Annotated in this window: 19 protein-coding genes and 1 other RNA gene; 19 read left to right on the plus strand and 1 reads right to left on the minus strand. The window is 42.6% G+C overall.

The genetic code is table 11. The features are described 5' to 3' along the window. Window positions 1–77 precede the first annotated feature (77 nt). The 16 genes from cdaA to ssrA all read left to right on the plus strand — a co-directional run bounded on the left by cdaA (window position 78) and on the right by ssrA (window position 14,911). The gene (cdaA, locus tag FC07_RS00245) at window positions 78–917 is read left to right on the plus strand and encodes a diadenylate cyclase CdaA (RefSeq protein ID WP_057903123.1); all 840 of its coding nucleotides are present in this window, start codon (window positions 78–80) and stop codon (window positions 915–917) included. Beyond that, window positions 914–2,020 carry a CdaR family protein gene (locus FC07_RS00250; protein WP_057903124.1) on the plus strand — a complete coding sequence of 369 codons (1,107 nt, stop codon included), beginning with the start codon at window positions 914–916 and terminating at the stop codon, window positions 2,018–2,020. The genes cdaA and FC07_RS00250 overlap by 4 nt, the downstream gene beginning before the upstream one ends. 23 nt (window positions 2,021–2,043) lie before the next feature. Continuing rightward, on the plus strand, window positions 2,044–3,402 hold the full coding sequence (glmM, locus tag FC07_RS00255; protein WP_057903125.1) for a phosphoglucosamine mutase: 1,359 nt from the start codon (window positions 2,044–2,046) through the stop codon (window positions 3,400–3,402). 357 nt (window positions 3,403–3,759) lie between these two features. After that, window positions 3,760–5,571, plus strand: coding sequence for a glutamine--fructose-6-phosphate transaminase (isomerizing) (glmS, locus tag FC07_RS00260; protein ID WP_057903126.1), 1,812 nt, complete (start codon window positions 3,760–3,762; stop codon window positions 5,569–5,571). Between the two features lie 146 nt (window positions 5,572–5,717). Next, on the plus strand, window positions 5,718–6,458 hold the full coding sequence (locus tag FC07_RS00265) for a YebC/PmpR family DNA-binding transcriptional regulator (RefSeq protein ID WP_057903127.1): 741 nt from the start codon (window positions 5,718–5,720) through the stop codon (window positions 6,456–6,458). 110 nt (window positions 6,459–6,568) lie between these two features. Further along, a complete protein-coding gene (gene comGA / locus FC07_RS00270) occupies window positions 6,569–7,513 on the plus strand; it encodes a competence type IV pilus ATPase ComGA (RefSeq protein WP_057903128.1) in 945 nt (314 codons plus the stop codon). After that, a complete protein-coding gene (locus FC07_RS00275; RefSeq protein ID WP_057903129.1) occupies window positions 7,500–8,504 on the plus strand; it encodes a type II secretion system F family protein in 1,005 nt (334 codons plus the stop codon). The genes comGA and FC07_RS00275 overlap by 14 nt, the downstream gene beginning before the upstream one ends. Continuing rightward, window positions 8,505–8,804: a competence type IV pilus major pilin ComGC gene (comGC, locus tag FC07_RS00280; RefSeq protein ID WP_057903130.1), complete on the plus strand. Its 300-nt coding sequence runs from the start codon at window positions 8,505–8,507 to the stop codon at window positions 8,802–8,804. Continuing rightward, window positions 8,801–9,220 (plus strand): type II secretion system protein, encoded by a 420-nt coding sequence (locus FC07_RS00285; RefSeq protein WP_057903131.1) that lies wholly within the window; start codon window positions 8,801–8,803, stop codon window positions 9,218–9,220. The genes comGC and FC07_RS00285 overlap by 4 nt, the downstream gene beginning before the upstream one ends. Further along, window positions 9,210–9,437: a hypothetical protein gene (locus FC07_RS00290; protein WP_057903132.1), complete on the plus strand. Its 228-nt coding sequence runs from the start codon at window positions 9,210–9,212 to the stop codon at window positions 9,435–9,437. The genes FC07_RS00285 and FC07_RS00290 overlap by 11 nt, the downstream gene beginning before the upstream one ends. Before the next feature lie 40 nt (window positions 9,438–9,477). Further along, window positions 9,478–9,885, plus strand: coding sequence for a ComGF family competence protein (locus FC07_RS00295; RefSeq protein ID WP_057903133.1), 408 nt, complete (start codon window positions 9,478–9,480; stop codon window positions 9,883–9,885). A 5-nt stretch (window positions 9,886–9,890) separates the two neighbouring features. Then, a complete protein-coding gene (locus tag FC07_RS00300) occupies window positions 9,891–10,232 on the plus strand; it encodes a hypothetical protein (protein ID WP_057903134.1) in 342 nt (113 codons plus the stop codon). 41 nt (window positions 10,233–10,273) lie between these two features. Next, the gene (locus FC07_RS00305) at window positions 10,274–11,284 is read left to right on the plus strand and encodes a class I SAM-dependent methyltransferase (protein ID WP_057903135.1); all 1,011 of its coding nucleotides are present in this window, start codon (window positions 10,274–10,276) and stop codon (window positions 11,282–11,284) included. A gap of 15 nt (window positions 11,285–11,299) precedes the next feature. Beyond that, window positions 11,300–12,496: an acetate/propionate family kinase gene (locus FC07_RS00310; protein ID WP_057903136.1), complete on the plus strand. Its 1,197-nt coding sequence runs from the start codon at window positions 11,300–11,302 to the stop codon at window positions 12,494–12,496. Window positions 12,497–13,112: 616 nt separating this feature from the next. Continuing rightward, complete coding sequence (locus FC07_RS00315) at window positions 13,113–14,495, plus strand: amino acid permease (protein ID WP_057903137.1); 1,383 nt, start codon at window positions 13,113–13,115, stop codon at window positions 14,493–14,495. 49 nt (window positions 14,496–14,544) lie between these two features. Then, window positions 14,545–14,911: a transfer-messenger RNA gene (gene ssrA, locus FC07_RS15475) on the plus strand. 464 nt (window positions 14,912–15,375) lie between these two features. Here ssrA and FC07_RS00325 read toward each other — a convergent pair. Further along, window positions 15,376–16,128 (minus strand): LuxR C-terminal-related transcriptional regulator, encoded by a 753-nt coding sequence (locus FC07_RS00325; protein WP_057903139.1) that lies wholly within the window; start codon window positions 16,126–16,128, stop codon window positions 15,376–15,378. A 256-nt stretch (window positions 16,129–16,384) separates the two neighbouring features. Here FC07_RS00325 and FC07_RS00330 point away from each other — a divergent pair, with 256 nt between their 5' ends. Genes FC07_RS00330 through FC07_RS00340 form a run of 3 tightly spaced genes read left to right on the plus strand, consistent with a single transcriptional unit; the run spans window position 16,385 to window position 18,995 of the window. After that, entirely contained in the window at window positions 16,385–17,446 is a 1,062-nt protein-coding gene (locus FC07_RS00330) for a polyamine ABC transporter substrate-binding protein (RefSeq protein WP_155797758.1), read from the plus strand. 21 nt (window positions 17,447–17,467) lie between these two features. Then, window positions 17,468–17,812 carry a P-II family nitrogen regulator gene (locus FC07_RS00335; protein WP_057903140.1) on the plus strand — a complete coding sequence of 115 codons (345 nt, stop codon included), beginning with the start codon at window positions 17,468–17,470 and terminating at the stop codon, window positions 17,810–17,812. A gap of 58 nt (window positions 17,813–17,870) precedes the next feature. Continuing rightward, entirely contained in the window at window positions 17,871–18,995 is a 1,125-nt protein-coding gene (locus tag FC07_RS00340) for an ABC transporter ATP-binding protein (protein WP_057903141.1), read from the plus strand. Window positions 18,996–19,036 lie beyond the last annotated feature (41 nt).

The raw sequence follows: 19,036 nt of genomic DNA on the forward strand, positions 1-19,036 counted from the left end.
TGCTGACCTTGCATTTTTGGTGCAATCAGTTGGCGTGCTATAATGGAACAATAAATGAAAAAGAATGGAGTGAGTTTATGCCAATAAGTTGGGGTGAATTACTGACTTGGCGCAATGCGGTTAATTTGCTCGACATTTTTGTGGTGTGGTATTTCATCTACAAATTGATCATGCTGATTCGTGGTACCAAAGCCGTGCAATTATTCAAAGGTATCGTGATCATCATTATTATTAAATTGGTCAGTTGGGGAATCGGGTTACGAACGGTTTCTTTTATCATGGACCAAGTGATCAATTGGGGTGTGATCGCTGCCGTGATTATTTTCCAGCCGGAGATTCGGCGTGGTTTGGAACATCTGGGAAGAGGCTCACTGTTTGTTAAAAATCGGAGTCAAAATGTTCAAGAGAACCAGATGATTGCCGGACTTGATAAGGCGATTCAATACATGTCCAAGCGCCGAATTGGTGCGTTGATGACGATTCAGTTAAACACCGGTTTGGAGGATTATATTGAAACGGGAATTGAATTAAATGCTGAGATCACAGGCGAACTATTGATCAACATTTTCATTCCGAATACGCCGTTACATGACGGCGCGGTGATTATTCAAAATGATAAAATTGCTGTTGCAGCGGCCTATTTGCCGTTGTCGGATAGTAATTTGATTCCAAAAGAATTAGGCACACGTCATCGGGCGGCTGTGGGGATCAGTGAAGTGACAGACGCATTGACCATTGTGGTTTCTGAAGAAACTGGTGGCGTGATGATCACGCAAAATAGTGAAATGATGCGGGACCTGTCGCAAGAAGACTATTTAAAAATTTTGAAACGTGAATTATTGAAGCCAGAACAACCGAACCGGAATTTATTTCAAGAATTTATTGAGGTCGTCACCAAAGGGGGAACGAAGAAATGAATCGTTTTTTCCGCAGTCCTTGGATGTATCGCATTTTAGCCTTATTGTTTGCGGCCTTATTGTTCATGTATGTTAATATTGATCAAATTAATTCGACGCGACAGGCGACTAATACGTCAACCAGCATGATGGCGAACAAAACCAAAACGTTAACAGTGCCACTACAGCTAAACGCCAATACCGATAAGTATTTTATTACAGGGTATCCGAGCAAGGTGAAAGTGAACTTGGAGGGGCCTAGCGCTTTGGTAACGGCAACGTCAAATACGCAAAACTTTAAAGTGATCGCAAACCTGGAAAAGCTGGGTGTTGGCAAGCATCAGGTGACCTTAAAAATGCAAGGCTTGAATAAAGAAATTGGTTATCGCATCAAACCCAGTACCATTTCGGTTAATATTCAATCCAAAGAGACCAAGCGCTTTCCGATCCAAGTGAAATTTAACAAATCAAACTTGAAGAATGGTTATACCACAGGTGAGCCTAGTTTAAGCCAAAGTTCAGTGGTGGTTACCGGTGCTCGTTCACAGGTCTCGTCAATTGCAGAAGTGGTTGCAAATGTTAAAACCACAAACAATATTTCCAGCAGCATTTCGCAAGAAGTCACGTTACAGGCGCTGGATCAACAAGGCAATACGGTCAATGTATTACTGGACCCAGCGACTGTTCATGTTACGATTCCGGTGATGTATCCGTCTAAAAAGGTCACGTTAAACCTAAAACCAACTGGGGATAATGCGTCTGATTTTTCAGTTTCCAGTGAGACCAACACGGTGACGGTGACCGGGGCACAAACCGAATTAGACAAGTTAGATACGTTAACGGTTAGCGTGCCAGTATCGGATGTCACGTCATCGACGACCAAAACGGTAAGTGTCGGGGCGGACCAACCTAATTTACAAGTGAGTCCACAAACGATTCGGGTCTCGATCACACCAAAATCGTCAAAAAGCGCTAGCACGAGTCATGCCAGTGACAGTGATACACAAACAACTCAAAAACAGGATGAAAGTAGTGACACAGCAACGTCTGACACAAGCAGCGCACAAAGCAGCAGTCAAAGTAGCGATACAACGAGTAGCACTGAAAGTCAGTCAGAAAGTTAGCATTTAGAAAGAGGCAGAAGAAAATGGGAAAATATTTTGGAACAGATGGTGTACGAGGTGTTGCGAACCAAGAATTAACGCCAGAACTTGCATTTCGCGTTGGACGGACCGGCGGTTATGTATTAGCACAGTATCAGGAAGATAAATCTAAGAAACCGTTGGTATTGGTTGCGCGAGATACGCGGATCTCAGGCCAGTTACTCCAACATGCACTGATCTCAGGGTTACTTTCTGTGGGGATCGAAGTCATGTCATTAGGTGTGATCTCAACACCAGCAGTGGCTTATTTGACCCGGATCCAAGGCGCAGCAGCAGGGGTTCAAATCACAGCGTCGCATAATCCTGCCGAATATAACGGCATTAAGTTCTTTGGCCCAGATGGTTTTAAATTGTTAGATGAACAAGAAGCTGACATTGAAAAACTATTGGATGCCCCAGAAGACACGTTGCCCCGCCCTTCGACCACGTCTTTAGGCACGGTGACGTCTTATCCAGAAGGTGTTTTGAAGTATACCCAATTTTTAACCCAAACGTTACAAGAAGATTTAGCTGGCTTAAAAGTTGTCGTTGATGCCGCTAACGGGGCAACCAGTGGCATTGTCACACGACTATTCGCAGATTTGGAAGCTGATTTTACCACCATGGCGGATAAGCCAAATGGAATCAACATCAATGATGGGGTTGGCTCAACGCATCCTGAAGCATTGGCTCAAGCGGTGGTTGAACAAGGCGCTCAAGTTGGCGTTGCCTTTGATGGGGATGGCGATCGCTGTATTGCCGTTGATGAAAATGGGGCGATTGTTAACGGGGATAAGATCATGTACATTTTAGGCCATTATTTTGCTGAACGCGGCCGTTTAAAGCATGATACGGTTGTGACAACGGTTATGAGTAATATGGGCTTGTATAAGGCGTTAGAAGCCGCTAACCTGCAATCCTTGCAAACCAAGGTCGGTGATCGCTATGTGGTTGAAGAAATGCGTAAAAACGGCTACAACCTTGGTGGTGAACAATCAGGGCATGTGGTGTTATTTGACTACAATACCACAGGGGATGGCCTCCTAACGGCGATTCAATTATTGAATGTCATGAAGCAAACCGGCAAGCCGCTGTCAGAATTAGCAGCACCTGTTACCACGTATCCACAAAAACTGGTGAACATCAAAGTTGCGGATAAGAAACAGGCTTTGTCAAATCCTGCGATTCAGTCTGCAATTGAAACCGTCGAAAAAGAAATGGCTGGTGACGGTCGGGTGTTAGTTCGTCCAAGTGGCACAGAACCGTTATTGCGGGTCATGGCTGAAGCACCAACTGTTGAGGCGGTTGGCCAGTATGTTGATCGGATCGCAGCGGTTGTCCGAACTGAAGTCGGTGTTGAATAAAGCAATTTTAATTGATCCTGAAAATAAAAACTTATTTTCAGGATTTTTTTAATGGCCAATTTTTGTAGGCTGATGGTGGCAATGGTTCCCATGACAGCACGTATTGATCATTATGCGTTATGTTTCACAAATTAATATAGACCAATTTAAAAAGTTACAGTTATTCATTGACTTATCGAATTGAAAAAGGTATATTTTACAGTGTTTTAAAGAATACGTGCGAAAATATAGATATATACCAATTTTAAAAAGCGCGGTATGAAAGCTTTGATGTCTTTTCAGTGATGTGCAGAGGCATTCTGAAAAGATGTCACCCGATCTGTGATCGGAATAATTCGATAAAGAGGAATGATAAATATGTGTGGTATTGTTGGTGTGATTGGAAAATCGGATACAGTTTCAATTTTATTAAACGGGTTACAAAAACTGGAATATCGCGGCTATGACTCAGCCGGTATTTATGTCAATGATCAGACTGGCCATGACTATTTAGTGAAAACTAAAGGCCGGATTGCAGACCTTAAGGCTGCGATTGGCCCTGATGTTCACGGGACAATGGGCATTGGCCATACCCGTTGGGCGACCCATGGTGTGCCAAGTGACGTAAACGCTCATCCCCAGTTTTCAAGTAACAAACGTTTTTACTTGGTTCACAACGGTGTTTTAACCAACTACGCTGAATTAAAACAACAATATTTGGCAGATGTTCAGTTTGTCAGTGAAACGGATACCGAAGTTGCCGTTCAATTGATTGCAAAATTCGTTGCTGAAGGTGCGGATACTAAGGCGGCCTTTAAAAAAGCGTTGAAATTGATCAAAGGTTCCTATGCCTTTATTCTGGTGGACCAACAAGCCCCAGACACCTTGTATGTGGCAAAGAATAAGAGCCCATTACTGTTAGGTAAAGGGGACGGCTTTAACGTGATCTGCTCAGATGCCATGGCAATGGTGAGTGAAACCAAACAATTTGTTGAATTACATGATCAAGAAATTGTGACTGTTCAGGCCAATCAGGCAACCATTGAAACCTTGGCTGGGGATGTGGTTGACCGTGCGCCTTATACCGTTCAATTTGATGAAAGTGATACTGAAAAAGGCGGTTATCCGTTCTACATGTTAAAGGAAATCGATGAACAACCTGCTGTGATGCGGCGTTTAGTTCAAACATACTTTGACGAAAATGGGCAGCCCCAATTAGACAAAGATTTATTGGCTAAATTAAATGAAGCCGATCGTTTGTACATTTTAGCGGCTGGTACCAGTTATCATGCTGGATTAGTGGCACAACCGATTTTTGAAAAGTTGGCTCAAATTCCAACAGAAGTCCATTTGGCCAGTGAATTTGGTTACAATACGCCAATGCTGTCTGAAAAGCCATTCTTCCTGTTCTTGTCACAAAGTGGTGAAACAGCTGATAGTCGTCAAGTATTGGTCAAGGTCAATGAATGGGGTTACCCAAGCCTGACCATTACTAACTCTCAAGGTTCAACGTTATCGCGTGAAGCAGACTATACGTTGCTTTTAAATGCCGGCCCTGAAATTGCCGTTGCCTCCACCAAGGCTTATACCAGCCAAATTGCCTTACAAGCGATTTTAGCGCAAGCATTAGGGCAAAAGCGTGGCGTCGCCGCTGCTGAATCATTGCCATTAAAAGGCCAGTTAGGAACCATTGCCAACACCATGCAAAGTATTGTCGATGAAAAACAAGAAATGGATGACCTTGCTAAAAAGCATTTAGCAACCACTCGGAATGCCTTTTACATTGGTCGTGGCTACGACTATGCGGTTTCCTTAGAAGCAGCTTTGAAATTAAAGGAAATTTCTTACGTGCAAGCGGAAGGGTTTGCCGGTGCTGAATTAAAACACGGCACGATCTCCTTAATTGAAGATGGGGTGCCTGTGTTAGCGATTATTACCGATGAACGGGTAGCCAGCCATACACGTGGCAACATTCAAGAAGTCCGGGCACGTGGCGCACAAGTGATCACGATTGCTATGGAAAGTGTTGCGGAAGCGGACGATGATATTGTCTTCCCAGACGTTGAACCGTTGTTATCCCCATTAGTCAGTGTGGTTTCCACACAGCTGATTGCTTACTACACCAGTTTAAATCGCGGTTACGATGTTGATAAACCACGTAACTTGGCTAAGGCGGTTACAGTTGAATAAGCAAGTTTAAAAGGTGCATAATGGCACCTTTTATTTTTGAACAAAATTCAGTAAAGCGGTTGCCACTTTTCTGTGAGTTTGTTAATATAGTCTAGGTGTCTTTTTACCGAGACACATATAAAAGAATAAGGAAAGAGGGACATAACATGTCAGGACATTCAAAATGGCATAACATTCAAGGCCGGAAAAACGCCCAGGATGCAAAGCGTGGAAAAATTTTCCAAAAAATATCTCGCGAGTTATATATGGCTGTAAAAGCTGGGGGTCCTGATCCTTCTTCAAACCCCCAATTACGCTTGATTATGGATAAGGCACGCGCTGCCAATATGCCAAAAGACAATATCAAACGTGCCGTTGATAAAGGTAGCGGTAGTGATACGGCTAACTATGAAGAAGTGACCTATGAAGGCTATGCACCAGGTGGTGTGGCAGTCTTAGTTCATGCATTAACAGATAACAAGAACCGGACATCATCAAGTGTACGGGTTGCCTTTACACGAAATGGTGGTGCCTTAGGTGCCTCTGGTTCAGTGGCTTACATGTTCGACCGTCGTGGTTATATCGTGATCGAACGTGAAGGCTTAGAGATTGACGAAGATGGCATGCTTGAAGCGGCCTTAGAAGCCGGTGCAGATGATATGGAAACTTCTGATGAAGCTTTCGAAATCTACACGGATCCTAAACAATTAGCAGCTGTTCGGGATGCATTAGAAGCTGCTGGTTACAAGTTAGCAACCGCAGAATTAACCATGATCCCAGAAAACTTAACACCAGTGCCTGCTGATAAAGTAGAACAATTCCAACGGATGATCGACCTTTTAGAAGACGATGATGATGTATCAGAAGTCTACCATGCTGGCGAACTTCCAGAAGATGTTGAAGCATAAGCACTTTTTAAAGCCTAACGTGATTTTAAAATCGCGTTAGGCTTTTTTTTGCGCTAAAAAAATAAAAACCAGGTTTTACCGTAGTTTATTAATAACGGAGGTGAGACAAGATGACAATTTTAACCGTCAAACGATTGCTAGATGACTGTATTGAAAAGCAAGTCAGTGACTTGTACTTTTTACCTTGTCAGCAGGTGTATCAATTGCGCTATCGGGATGCGACAGGGTTGCATGATTGGCATGTTTTAAAGGCGGAGCAGGCACAGCGTTTTTGTAATCAGCTGAAGTTTCAAGCTCAAATGGCGATTAGCGAAACCCGGCGGCCACAACTTGGGTCGCAGCAGTATAGCTACCAACAAGTACCAGTTTTTCTCAGGTTATCTACGGTGGGAAATTTTCAAAATGCTGAATCATTGGTGGTGCGCTTTATTTATTCGGTGCAAGAGGCGTTTCATTTTATTTTCCCAAGTCAGTTACAGCAGTTGCAACAATTAGCCTTGAAACGTGGCTTACTGGTTTTCTCGGGGCCGACTGGTTCAGGGAAAACAACTTCTTTATATCGTTTAGCAGAAAGCTTAGGTCATGATCAAGTGGTGATGACCATTGAAGATCCTGTGGAAATTTACCAACCCCATTTTTTGCAGTTGCAAGTGAACGACCAAGCGGGCATGACGTATCAAAGCTTACTGAAAGTCGGTTTACGACAACGACCGGATATTTTTATAATTGGTGAAATTCGGGATGAAAACACAGCGGCTGTTGCGGCGCGAGCAGCACTTAGTGGTCATTTAGTGTTATCAACTGTACATGCGCAGTCAGCCCTAAGAGTACGCCAGCGGTTGCAGGATCTCGGGTTACGTGAAACGATTCTAGCAAATTGTTTGACAGCCGTGTGCTATCAGCGCTTATTGCCGTTGACCCACGGTGGTTTAGCAGCATTGTGCGACATTGTGACACCAACTGGACACACATCTCAATGGTCACAACTTTTAGAAAGGGCGGTGCAGACTCATCAAATTACGAAAGCAACAGCCTCAGCCTTTGCGGCAGGCTAAGCCGGCCGCTTTAAAATTTCAGGCTGATTTTTTCTTATTGTTAGCGGATTTATTACAGGCTGGCTTTTCATTGGCCCAAAGTTTACTGTTTATTAGCATTTTGCTGCCGAAAGAAGCACAGCGGTTGGATCGGTTGATTGATCATTTAGCAGCAGGTGGGCGGTTGGCTTCAGGCTTGGCCGAAATTGGGATTCAATCTGATATTGTGAATCAAATGTTAATTACAGAACAGCATGGTGATCTGACAAAAAGTTTAAGCCAAACCGGTCATTTATTATCAGAACGGCTACGCCAGCAACAAAAATTACGTCAGTTGTTACGTTATCCAGTGTTATTATTGGTGATTTTAGTCGGTTTGATCGGTGCCGTTAAAGTCTGGTTAACACCTGAAATTCAGTCCTGGCAGCTGGCTTTAAATCGCAATGTCTTGCGTTATTGGCAGGCGCTGGGCCTTATTCTAGCGGTGATCAGTGTCAGCTTAGGGGGACTGATCTGGCGAAGTTGGCATACTCAAAACCCATTACAACGGGCCCAACGTTTTTGCCAGTTGCCGTTGATCGGTAAAAGCTGTCGTTATTATTACCATTATTATTTATTGACCAATTTAGGAACTTTATTAGCAAATGGCCTACATTTAGATGAAATTTGCCGGTTTTTGCTCGAACTTTCACCAACTAGTTTATTGCATGCAATTGGCCAGGAATTACAGCCGGCGCTACAAGCAGGACAACCACCGCGGGTATTGATTCAACAAATTAATTTATTACCGCCAGAGTTAGATCTATTTGTACAACGCGGTCAAACCCCAACGTTGTTAGGCCGCGCACTGGTGATGCAAGCCCAATTAACTTATCGTAAGTTATTAGTCTCTTTAGGGCGATTGGCGACTTATTTACAACCGATTTTATTGTTGTTAGTCGCATTAGTGATTATTGGGATTTATTTGAGTATTTTGTTGCCACTGTATCAGATGATGGAGGGGATGTATTAAATGCAAGTGATCAAACGAATTTACATGAAGCGGAGAAGTGGTTTTACGCTGGTAGAAATGACGATCGTTTTAATCATCATTGTGTTGCTCTTACTGCTGGTTATTCCTAACGCAGCCAACCAACGCAAACACGCAGAAACTACCACCGGGGAAGCTTTTAAATCGATGGTACATACCCAAGGGGATCTCTACGCAAACGAGCACGATGATCAAAGACCGACGTTGCAACAATTGGAAGCCGATGGCTATTTATCAGCCAAGCAGGTTGCAAAAGCACAATCAGCAGGGATTGAACCATGAGGAGACGACGGGGATTTACGTTAGTTGAGTCGGTTTTAACCCTTGCTATTGTTGTGATCATCAGTGTGCTCCCTGTGATGCAATTTCATAATGTGCAACAAAAAATGTTAGAGGCCACTTTCTTTCAACAATTCAATCAACAATGGGAGCAGGCGCGTTTACTGGCAGTGACACGGCATCAAGCTGTGCTGGTTCATTTTCAAACCAATTATGTTCGCTTTTATAGCGGTCAGTCTGGTTGGCAGTGGGAGCGCTATTTAACGTTACCGACTGGGTTACGTGTGGCTGAGAAAACCTTGCAAATTTCCACCAGCGGTCAAACCAGTCCGCAAACCTTATATTTTAAATCGGATTATTTTAACCGCTTTAAAACCATTAAGCCCCAAATGGGTTGGGGGGATTACGATGAAACGTAAAGGCTTTTTATTGCTTGAGAGTGTGATCACATTAAGTCTGATTTGTTTAGGGGGATTGTGTTTTAATCAGATCTATCAGCAAACCACGCAACTGCATCGCCAACGGTTACATCAAGTCACCTTAGCACAGCAGGCAATGGAACAAGCGCAAGCAGCACGCTATCGTTGTCAATTACCTGGGAAAGTAGGTGAGCACGCTGCAACGATTACGTGGTAAATTCAGACCAGGTTTTACGCTATTAGAGGCGGTATTTGCGTTGCTGATTTTAGCAGTCTCCATGCCCTTACTCCAGGGACAAATGAAAGCTTTAATGATGGCTGTGCAGGTGAATAATGTTCATGAACGAGATAATTGGCAATTAGCGAATTGCCAATTAGAGCGCTTTTTAGATCAATGTCAGGTGGTGCAGTGTCGTCCAAGCCGGGTGCAGCTTTATCACTTAAAAGAGCAGAAAAACTATCAATTAGAAACTTATCGGCCCGATGCAACCCATTTCATGTTACGTTTACGCGGGGCTGAGCGGGGACATATGCCAGTGTTTCAGCAATTGAAGGCCGTCACACTGACTTATCAAGCACCTTGTTTAACACTAACGGCTGTGTTACGTCATAGCGGTGAAACGGTGCAACAACACTATTATTTAGAGCCAAAAACAAAGGAATGAGGAACATGCAACGAAAACGTACTGGTAGTGTACTCATCACGGCTGTGCTATTTTTGGCCTGTAGTTTGCTACTATTAGGGGGTTATTTAACGTATTATCGTCAGCAAATGCTTAATTTACAATTGGTACAGGAATATTATCAAGTTTGTGCTTTAAAAGAAATCACACAATTAAGGTGGCTCAAACACCCCAAACAGGTGAATTTTAGGTATAATATTGGAGACGTGCAACTTTCTGAACATGAATTTTTGATTCGCTTAAAAGGCTCGCAACATCAGTACCGCGAGCCCCAACAGCTTTTAGAGTCTGAAAAGAAAGCGCTTGAAAAAAGAAAGGGAGTTCGTTAGAATAATGGGGTAGTATTTACTACTCAGATTGAGGTGTGAATATGGGACAAAGAGCAGTTGAACAGCTCTATAAACGGCTTGATACCACAACAGCATTGTTAAAAAGCGACTTGGAAGTGTCCTATTTGGATGCCTTAATTGAAACCAGTGAAAATATTTTAGCTGGTGGTCAAATTCACGTTGATGCCGGTTTGCCGCATCCTGAAGTACGGCAACGTTTAACCGAACAATACCAACAGATCGATTTGGTTGATTTAGATCCTGAAACCATTCGGCAGGCATTTCAGCTTGCCATTTTGCGAGGCGAACAAACGGATGCCTTACAAGCAAATCATCAAATGACACCTGATACCATTGGGATGTTAATGGCTTACTTAATCGATGAATTGGCAGGCTTAAAAGACCAAGATCAGGTATTGGATTTGACAATTGGTACAGGTAATTTACTCTATACCGTTTTAAATCGTTTAAAGCAAACGCAGCACCTGACCTTAACTGGGTTTGGGGTAGATAACGATGATACTATGTTGGCGTTGGCTGATGTTAGTGCACGGTTGCAACAAGCAACCGTTACGCTGTATCATCAAGATGCGATTGATGATCTGGTGGTACCACAAGTTGATTTAAGCGTTAGCGATTTACCGGTTGGCTATTATCCGGTGGATCAACGGGCTGAAAAATTTGATACCCATGCACAGTCTGGCCATTCATTTGCACATCATTTGTTGATTGAGCAAAGTATGTGCTATACGAAACCTGCGGGCTTTGGTTTTTTCCTAGTCCCAAGTTTGATTTTTCAATCTGAAGAAGCAAAGTCGTTAACGAAGTGGATGACTTCCGCGACTTACATGCAAGGTCTATTGAATTTGCCACGCGATCTGTTTCAAGATCAACGTGCGCAAAAAGCAATTTTGATTTTGCAAAATAAAGGTGGTCAGGCAAAACAGGCACCGAAAGTGTTGTTAGGCGAATTTCCATCTTTACGGAATCAAGAACAGCTTCGGCATTTTATGGCCGAAATTAGTGCATGGCAACAGAAAAATATTGTGTAGTGAGGAGTCTGGCAAATGGCAAAGATTATTGCGATTAACGCAGGCAGTTCTAGTTTAAAATGGAAGCTTTTCGAAATGCCCGCCGAAGAAGAATTAGCATCAGGAATGGTGGATCGGGTAGGGCTTTCTGATTCAGTTTTCACCGTACATTATGGTGAAAATGAAAAAGAAAAATTTGAAGTCACCCAAGATATTGACAACCAAACACAAGCCGTTGACTTATTATTGAAAAAGTTAAACGACCTTAAAATTGTTGAAGACTTGTCTGAAATTACCGGTGTTGGACACCGTGTCGTTGCCGGTGGTGAAATCTTCAAAGAATCAACAGTCATTGATGATCAAGTTGCGAAACAAATTGGTGATTTGGCTGAATATGCACCTTTACACAATCCAGCTGAATTAATGGGAATCGAAGCATTCCGCAAATTATTGCCAAATGCAACCAGTGTGGCTGTTTTTGATACGTCTTTCCATACGACAATGCCTGCTGTTAATTATTTGTATAGTATTCCTTACGAATATTATGAAAAGTATGGCGCCCGTAAATATGGTGCTCATGGAACGAGCCACCGTTATGTGTCATTACGTGCAGCCGAAATGTTAGGCAAGCCAATCGAAGACTTGAAATTGATCACCTTGCATTTAGGTGCTGGTGCATCCGTTACAGCCGTTGATGGTGGTAAATCTGTTGATACATCAATGGGCTTTACCCCACTTGCTGGGATCACCATGGCTACACGTTCTGGTGATATTGATGCTTCTTTGGTTTCATTCTTAATGGAAAAATTGAACATTCATGAACCTGATGAAATGATCGATATTTTAAACCATAAATCTGGGATCTACGGTATTTCAGGCATTTCACCAGATATGCGTGACCTTGAAAAAGCCCGGACGACAAATGAACGTGCTAAATTAGGCATTGATATTTTCGTCAACCGGATTCAAAAGTATATTGGGAGCTATGTCGCTGAAATGGGCGGCGCCGATGCGCTGATCTTTACAGCCGGTATTGGTGAACATGATGCAGCAATGCGCCAACGGATTATTGATGGCTTAAGCTACTTTGGCGCAGCTGTTGATCCAAAACGCAATGACGTGATGGGTGTTGAAAGTGTCATCAGCCCAGATGATGCTAAGATGAAAGTCTTATTGATCCCAACTAACGAAGAAGTTATGATTGCACGGGATGTTCAAGCACTTTCAAAATAACAATGATTGATGAAGCAGTCGCTGAATAGGCGGCTGTTTTTTTCGCGTAAAATTGGTATTTGGCCTGTAATCGTCAAAAAACCACAAAAGGATATCATTTAGATGAATTAAATTCACTTAATAATGTAAAAGTCTCAGTCCCGTTCACGTGTATTTTAGTTTGATGAGAAAAGGCTGGTGGTATAATTAGAAATTGTAAAGAATTAGAGCGTTTCATGAAAAAGTATCATTGAAAGTTCGTTTGATCAAAGGAACTTTCGATTTAAAGGAATGCTACTTTTTCGTTAAATAAACATTAGCGCAATGAGGAGGCCATATGTCTTGCGGTGTGAACTGACGCCACAAGACTGGACAACCAGCGAAAATGAGACCTTTGCGGTAGCAAAGATACATTAACGTTTTTAGCTGGTGCCATATTTCCATCGTGGCGAGGTTCGCCCGAGGGAATGGACATCCTCCGGAAATAGGATTTTGCGGAAGCAAAATAGACATTAGAGCAATTAGGAGGGCCATGTTTCCATCGTGGCGGGATTTGTCCGAGGGAATGGACATCCTCCGGAAATAGGATTTTGCGGAAGCAAAATAGACATTAGAGCAATTAGGAGGAAAATATTCGATGAAGCAAGAACAAACCGGCGACACACAGCAATTAGCACGTAATTTGAAGAACCGGCACGTCCAATTAATTGCAATTGGCGGTACGATTGGGACTGGGCTCTTTTTAGGGGCTGGGAAATCGATTCATTTTGCAGGGCCATCAATCGTGATTGCTTACTTACTAGCAGGCCTGATGTGTTTTTTCTTAATGCGGGCCTTAGGTGAATTATTACTATCAGATTTGCATCTCAATTCATTTGTTGATTTTATTAAGCGTTATTTAGGCGAAGATATCGGCTTTGTGGCCGGTTGGACCTACTGGATCTGTTGGATCACCATTGCCATGGCGGATGTAACGGCGGTGGGGCTGTACCTGAAATTTTGGTTCCCGTGGATGCCACAGTGGGTGCCTGGATTGGTGATCTTAGTGGTTTTACTAGGGGTTAACTTGATTACAGTTGGGGCCTTTGGTGAAGTAGAGTTTTGGTTTGCGTTGATTAAAATTGTCGCAATTATTGCCCTGATCATTGCAGGAATTTTCATGTTGATTGTTGGGTTTAAAACACCAATTGGTCACGCCAGCGTTACGAATTTAGTGAAGTTTGGCGGTATTTTTCCAACAGGTGCCAAAGGCTTTTTCCTATCATTTCAAATGGTGATCTTTGGATTTGCCGGCGTTGAAATGGTGGGGATGACCGCATCGGAAACACAGGATCCAGATAAAGTGATTCCAAAGGCCATTAATGAATTGCCATTACGGATTATTTTATTCTATGTTGGGGCGTTACTGGTGATTATGTGTATCTACCCGTGGAACGCCTTGTCAGCTTCACAAAGCCCATTTGTGCAGGTCTTCAATAATGTGGGAATCACATTTGCGGCCGGGATTATTAATTTCGTTGTGATCACTGCGGCTGCCTCTGCTTGTAATAGTTCTTTATTTAGTACAGGTCGGATGTTATTTTCCTTAACGTACGGCAGTAAAAATCGCTTTTTAAAGCATTTTGGTCATTTATCTAAAAGCCAAGTACCTAGCCCAGCGCTTTATTTCTCTGCAGCAATTATTGCGTTAGCCGTTTTACTGAATATGTTCATTCCAGACGCTGTTTTCACGTTAGTATCTAGTGTGGCAACGACCTGTTTCTTATTTATCTGGGGCGCCATCATTGTGGCCCATTTAAAGTATCGTCGCACTGAACAGGCTAAAGAAAGCAAATTCAAATCGCCATTTTTCCCATATGGAGATTACTATGTGTTAGCTTTTCTAGCCTTTATCGCCGTTATTTTATGCTTGGCTGAAGATACTTTAGTTGCATTAATTTTTGCTGTTTTGTGGATGGCTGTTTTGTACGGTGGACGCCTGTTACGGCGGCGTCATCGTCAGGCTCAGCAGGAAAACTAATTCTTTGGTAAATTTCAAACAATATGCTATACTGGATATTGTTTCGAATGGGGGCGTTCTGGATTCGACAGGTGTGGTTCGAGCTAGAATTGCGTTTCGTGGGTGACGGCCACGTTAAAACGTCACAGTTAAAATATAACTGCAAAAAATAACAACTCTTACGCTTTAGCTGCCTAAACAGTAGCTGCGTAGATCCGCCTGACATCGCCCATGTGTGAGATACGGGTCCTAAATTAGTGGGATACGCGTTGGTTTTCCACCTGCAAATTAACGAAGAGATCATCAGGTTAGTCTACTAGCGGTTGCCCGGTTATTCGGCGTTGCTAATAGGCGAATTTTAAATAGGATAACTATGAGCGTAGATATTCTAGTGGCGATATGCTTGGACGCGGGTTCGATCCCCGCCGCCTCCATAATAGGTTTAACTGATGGCTCTTCATCAAATAGAGTTGATAATTAATTTTGAAAGCATCTAGATTTTAATCGGTCTAGGTGCTTTTTCTGTATCAAGCTATTCGTAACGAGTCGTTTTGGTTGTCCACAATTAAGACAGTGAGGTGGCCGATAGGAAAGTAGTCCATTATAAATCAGGTAAACTTGGCCTTTGATCGTTTTAAAAGTACAATCCTCCGTAAAAGTAATATTTGGGTCTTTTATTCCCAGGGCAAATCGAATAGACTTATCAGTAAGGGGCATCATTACATTCCTTTCTTAGCTTACGTGGTGGTTGGCGGAAACAGAGTAATGGTGCCCTGTTTGTGTGCCATAAAACAATGGTATAGAAAAAAGAGTTAATAGACAAATCATCTATCAACTCTAAAAATTGTAGCGCTACAATAACTAGGCCGCTTCAACTTGACTCAAGCTGAAGTGGCCTTTACTAATTTTCAATCATGGTAAACAGCTGAATACGACTATTAATTTGCAGCTTACGGTAAATATTAAGAATGTGTTTTTTTAATGTGTTATTGGTGATATAGAGTTGTTCACAAATCGTGGCGTTGTCTAAACCAGCCAAAAGTTTTTGAAGAATCAATTGTTGCCGGTTGGTAAGTTGAAATTTTTGTGTTGCCGCGGTCACGGTGAGTTTATCAGTTGCTTGTACTTGTTTCTGGCGGTCTTGGGTCAAGCGTGCTTCGAGATGGTTGGTCAGCAGTCCCAACGTTTCTAGATCACGTTGAGTAAAGTCCGGTCGTCCAGATTGACGGAAGAGTGAAAGAATCCCTAAAAAATGGTTTTCATAGGTGATACTTAAATGCAGCGAATAATGTAAGTGGTAAGCCCGATAGAATATTTGATAGTAGGGGGTGGCTTGCCGATCCTGATCGGACATAATATCGCTTTCTCGGTAAGTCATGCTGCGTCCGGTAAACATCAGGCCTTCAGAGTAGTCCAGTTCGTCGTAAACACTTAAGTATTTTTCGCCAAAGGCCGGGTCAAGGTGATAAAGAATCGGAGCGCTGAGTTTTTGATTGCCAGAGCCTGCTAGGTAAAACGAGGCGCTGTCGAAATCAATCAAATAGGTCAATGACTGCATCAAGGTGGTACGCATAGTTTGATTGTCAGGACAACAATAGATTTGGTAGACCACATTATTGAAAACGTATAAATTGTTTGCGGAAAACTCAAGCACGAGGGCATCACCAAGTTTCTTATTGATATGTAATATTATATAACATAAAAATCGATTGTGAAATGCTTGTTCTGGAAAACAATCATGTTTTTAGGCCCCTAAAGGTACCCGAAAGGCGTACGACATGGCCCAATCGAAGTAGCAAGTTGGCCTTTTAAGACAATTTAGTTTTATGAGTCAGGCTTATATAATGAATTCAAGTTAATAAATGTTATTAAATATAACATGAAAATCTCTTTTACCAGGAGGTGGGGCAATGCACCGGTTAAAAAAGCTAGTCAAGTTATTACTGGTTATTGGTTTGATTTTTAGTTTAAACAGTTGCGGGCGGGCAACAACAAAAAAACAGACGAAAGTCTTAAACGTAATTGGTTGGAGTGAGTATGTGCCGCAAAGCGTACTGAATCAGTTTACTAAAGAAACGGGAATTCGCGTGAATTACACCTCGTATTCCGATCCAAATCAGATGTTGTCCAAGGTCATGTCATCGGCGAATGGGACTTACGATATGGTACTAGCCCCAGGGATGTATGTGCAAACACTACGTAAATTAGGTAAGCTAGCGCCTTTGAATAAAAGCGACCTGCCGAATTACAGCAACTTAAGTTCAGCGGCATTAAGCAAACCGTATGATGTGCATAACCGCTACTCAGTCCCTTATCTAGGCACCGTTATGGGAATCGCGTATAACGTGAAAAAAGTCAAACAGGTGCCAACCAGTTACCAAGACCTCTTAAAGCCAGAATTTAAAGATAACTTGGTAACAGTTGAAGATTCACGAGCAGTAGTTGGCAGTGCGCTGATGGCAACGGGACATAAAATCAATGACACTAGTCAACAAGCATTAAGCGACGCCAGCCAGTATCTGACGAAGTTAAAAAAGAACGTTCAAGTCATTGATGGGGATAGCCCCAAAACTTCTTTGATCAACGGGCAAGTTTCAGCTGGCCTAATCTACGGTGGTGAAATTGCCTTAGCAATGGAAAATGATTCTGATATTAAAGTTGTTTTTCCTAAGCAAAGTACTTATTTCTGTTACGACGTGTTTATGAAGCTTAAAAAAGCACCTAACAGTGCTAATGTCGAAAAATTTATGAATTTCATTTTGCGACCAAAAGTCAGTGTTAAAGTTTCAAAAGCCTTTCCTTATTGCAATCCCAACCGCAAGGCACAGGCTTTATTACCAAAGCAGTTAAAAGATAATCCGGCAGTTTCTGTCCCAACTAGCGTTATCAAACGCTCACAAACAGTTGTGGATCTAGGCAAACGCACAACTAAGATCGACGCGGTCTGGAATAAGTTTAAAAATAGCAATTAGGACAAGAATGGAGTGTTAACCATGAAAAAACTTGAAATTATTATTCGACCAGAAAACTTAGAAACCCTAAAACAGATCCTATCGGCCCACGGTGTATCAGGCATGACGCTTTTATCAGCCATGGGTGCAGGTAATCAACACGGAGAGAAGGATGTAACTCAGCTACAAGGTGGCAACTTCCATATTAATCTATTGCCGAAGATCTACATTATTACTTACGTCAAAGATATCTCCATTAACGATCTGCTAGTTGACATTCACGAAAGCCTAACGACAGGTGATGTTGGGGATGGTAAAGTCGTGGTCAGCGCACTGGAAGATGCCATGCGGATTCGCACCGGCGAACGTGGTGAAAAGGCATTGTAATACGATTAAGCCTTTGCGAAAGCAAAGATACACTAAAGCATTTAGGAGGTCCGCATCTATGGAAGAAATGATTCAGTTAACGGCACTTAAGAAAAGCTTTGGCGACGTATCAATTATTCATGATCTGAATATGACGGTTCATGCAGGCGAATTTTTAACACTATTGGGGCCTTCTGGTTGTGGTAAAACAACGACTTTAAGGATGATTGCCGGTTTTGACGCGCCGACTTCTGGTGATATTTATCTTGCAGGTGCGTCTGTGAAAGACCTGCCACCTAATAAACGGAAAATCAACACGGTTTTCCAAAATTATGCACTGTTTCCCAATATGACGGTTGCGCAAAACGTTGGTTTTGGTTTAAAAATGGCTAAAGTTGCAGTCGATCAACGTGAAGAGCGGGTCACCGGTGCCTTAGACTTGGTACAACTAACGGGTTATGAAAATCGTAAACTGGACCAGTTGTCTGGTGGACAAAAACAACGGGTAGCAATTGCTCGAGCTTTAGTCAATCATCCCAAAGTACTGCTACTTGATGAGCCACTGTCAGCATTAGACCTTAAATTACGTAAGCAAATGCAATACGAACTTAAACGTTTGCAACGTAAGTCCGGAATCACTTTTGTTTACGTTACCCACGATCAGGAGGAGGCGCTGATGATGAGTGACCGGATTGCTGTCATGAATAAAGGTCATTTGGAGCAGATTGATGATCCGAAGACATTGTATGAGCACCCTAAGTCAAGTTTTGTGGCAACCTTCATTGGCGAATCCAATGTATTTGACGGCAGAGTGACGCGGCCGAATGCACCTGAAGGGCAGGTAACTGTTGAAACAGGCGTACTTTCAATCACACCAGATAAAACATTACGACAAGATCAAATCGTCAACGTGGTGATTCGTCCTGAAAAGGTTAAAGTCTCATTGACGCCACAGCCAGGTTTTCATATCACGGCTCGAATCTCTGAATATTATTACGCTGGCAACGTTAATAAAGCCGTGCTGATATTACCAAATGGTGGCGAATTGAAAATGAGTAGCACTGCCCAAGCTAGTTTGCCGCCATTAGGGAGCCAAGCCTTTGTTTACTGGGATTTAGCGGATGCCATCGTAATCAAAAGTCCGGCCGATAAAATTTACAACGTGGTGGCGCAACCTGATTTCTCTAGCGTGAACCAGAAGTGATTGGTTTGCTGAACTAGCAACGAAATTAGAGCTTGTGCAAG

Origin of the sequence: Loigolactobacillus bifermentans DSM 20003, assembly GCF_001434575.1 — a bacterium.
GTDB classification, from domain to species: Bacteria; Bacillota; Bacilli; order Lactobacillales; family Lactobacillaceae; genus Loigolactobacillus; species Loigolactobacillus bifermentans.

Bases quoted from the DNA above. Each gene is read 5' to 3' on its own strand.
- FC07_RS00335 (WP_057903140.1), top strand. From the start codon at position 17,468: ATGAAAAAACTTGAAATTATTATTCGACCAGAAAACTTAGAAACCCTA.
- comGC (WP_057903130.1), top strand. From the start codon at position 8,505: ATGCAAGTGATCAAACGAATTTACATGAAGCGGAGAAGTGGTTTTACG.
- FC07_RS00265 (WP_057903127.1), top strand. From the start codon at position 5,718: ATGTCAGGACATTCAAAATGGCATAACATTCAAGGCCGGAAAAACGCC.
- glmM (WP_057903125.1), top strand. From the start codon at position 2,044: ATGGGAAAATATTTTGGAACAGATGGTGTACGAGGTGTTGCGAACCAA.
- FC07_RS00300 (WP_057903134.1), top strand. From the start codon at position 9,891: ATGCAACGAAAACGTACTGGTAGTGTACTCATCACGGCTGTGCTATTT.
- glmS (WP_057903126.1), top strand. From the start codon at position 3,760: ATGTGTGGTATTGTTGGTGTGATTGGAAAATCGGATACAGTTTCAATT.
- FC07_RS00305 (WP_057903135.1), top strand. From the start codon at position 10,274: ATGGGACAAAGAGCAGTTGAACAGCTCTATAAACGGCTTGATACCACA.
- FC07_RS00290 (WP_057903132.1), top strand. From the start codon at position 9,210: ATGAAACGTAAAGGCTTTTTATTGCTTGAGAGTGTGATCACATTAAGT.
- FC07_RS00285 (WP_057903131.1), top strand. From the start codon at position 8,801: ATGAGGAGACGACGGGGATTTACGTTAGTTGAGTCGGTTTTAACCCTT.
- FC07_RS00340 (WP_057903141.1), top strand. From the start codon at position 17,871: ATGGAAGAAATGATTCAGTTAACGGCACTTAAGAAAAGCTTTGGCGAC.
- FC07_RS00315 (WP_057903137.1), top strand. From the start codon at position 13,113: ATGAAGCAAGAACAAACCGGCGACACACAGCAATTAGCACGTAATTTG.
- FC07_RS00330 (WP_155797758.1), top strand. From the start codon at position 16,385: ATGCACCGGTTAAAAAAGCTAGTCAAGTTATTACTGGTTATTGGTTTG.
- cdaA (WP_057903123.1), top strand. From the start codon at position 78: ATGCCAATAAGTTGGGGTGAATTACTGACTTGGCGCAATGCGGTTAAT.
- comGA (WP_057903128.1), top strand. From the start codon at position 6,569: ATGACAATTTTAACCGTCAAACGATTGCTAGATGACTGTATTGAAAAG.
- FC07_RS00310 (WP_057903136.1), top strand. From the start codon at position 11,300: ATGGCAAAGATTATTGCGATTAACGCAGGCAGTTCTAGTTTAAAATGG.
- FC07_RS00250 (WP_057903124.1), top strand. From the start codon at position 914: ATGAATCGTTTTTTCCGCAGTCCTTGGATGTATCGCATTTTAGCCTTA.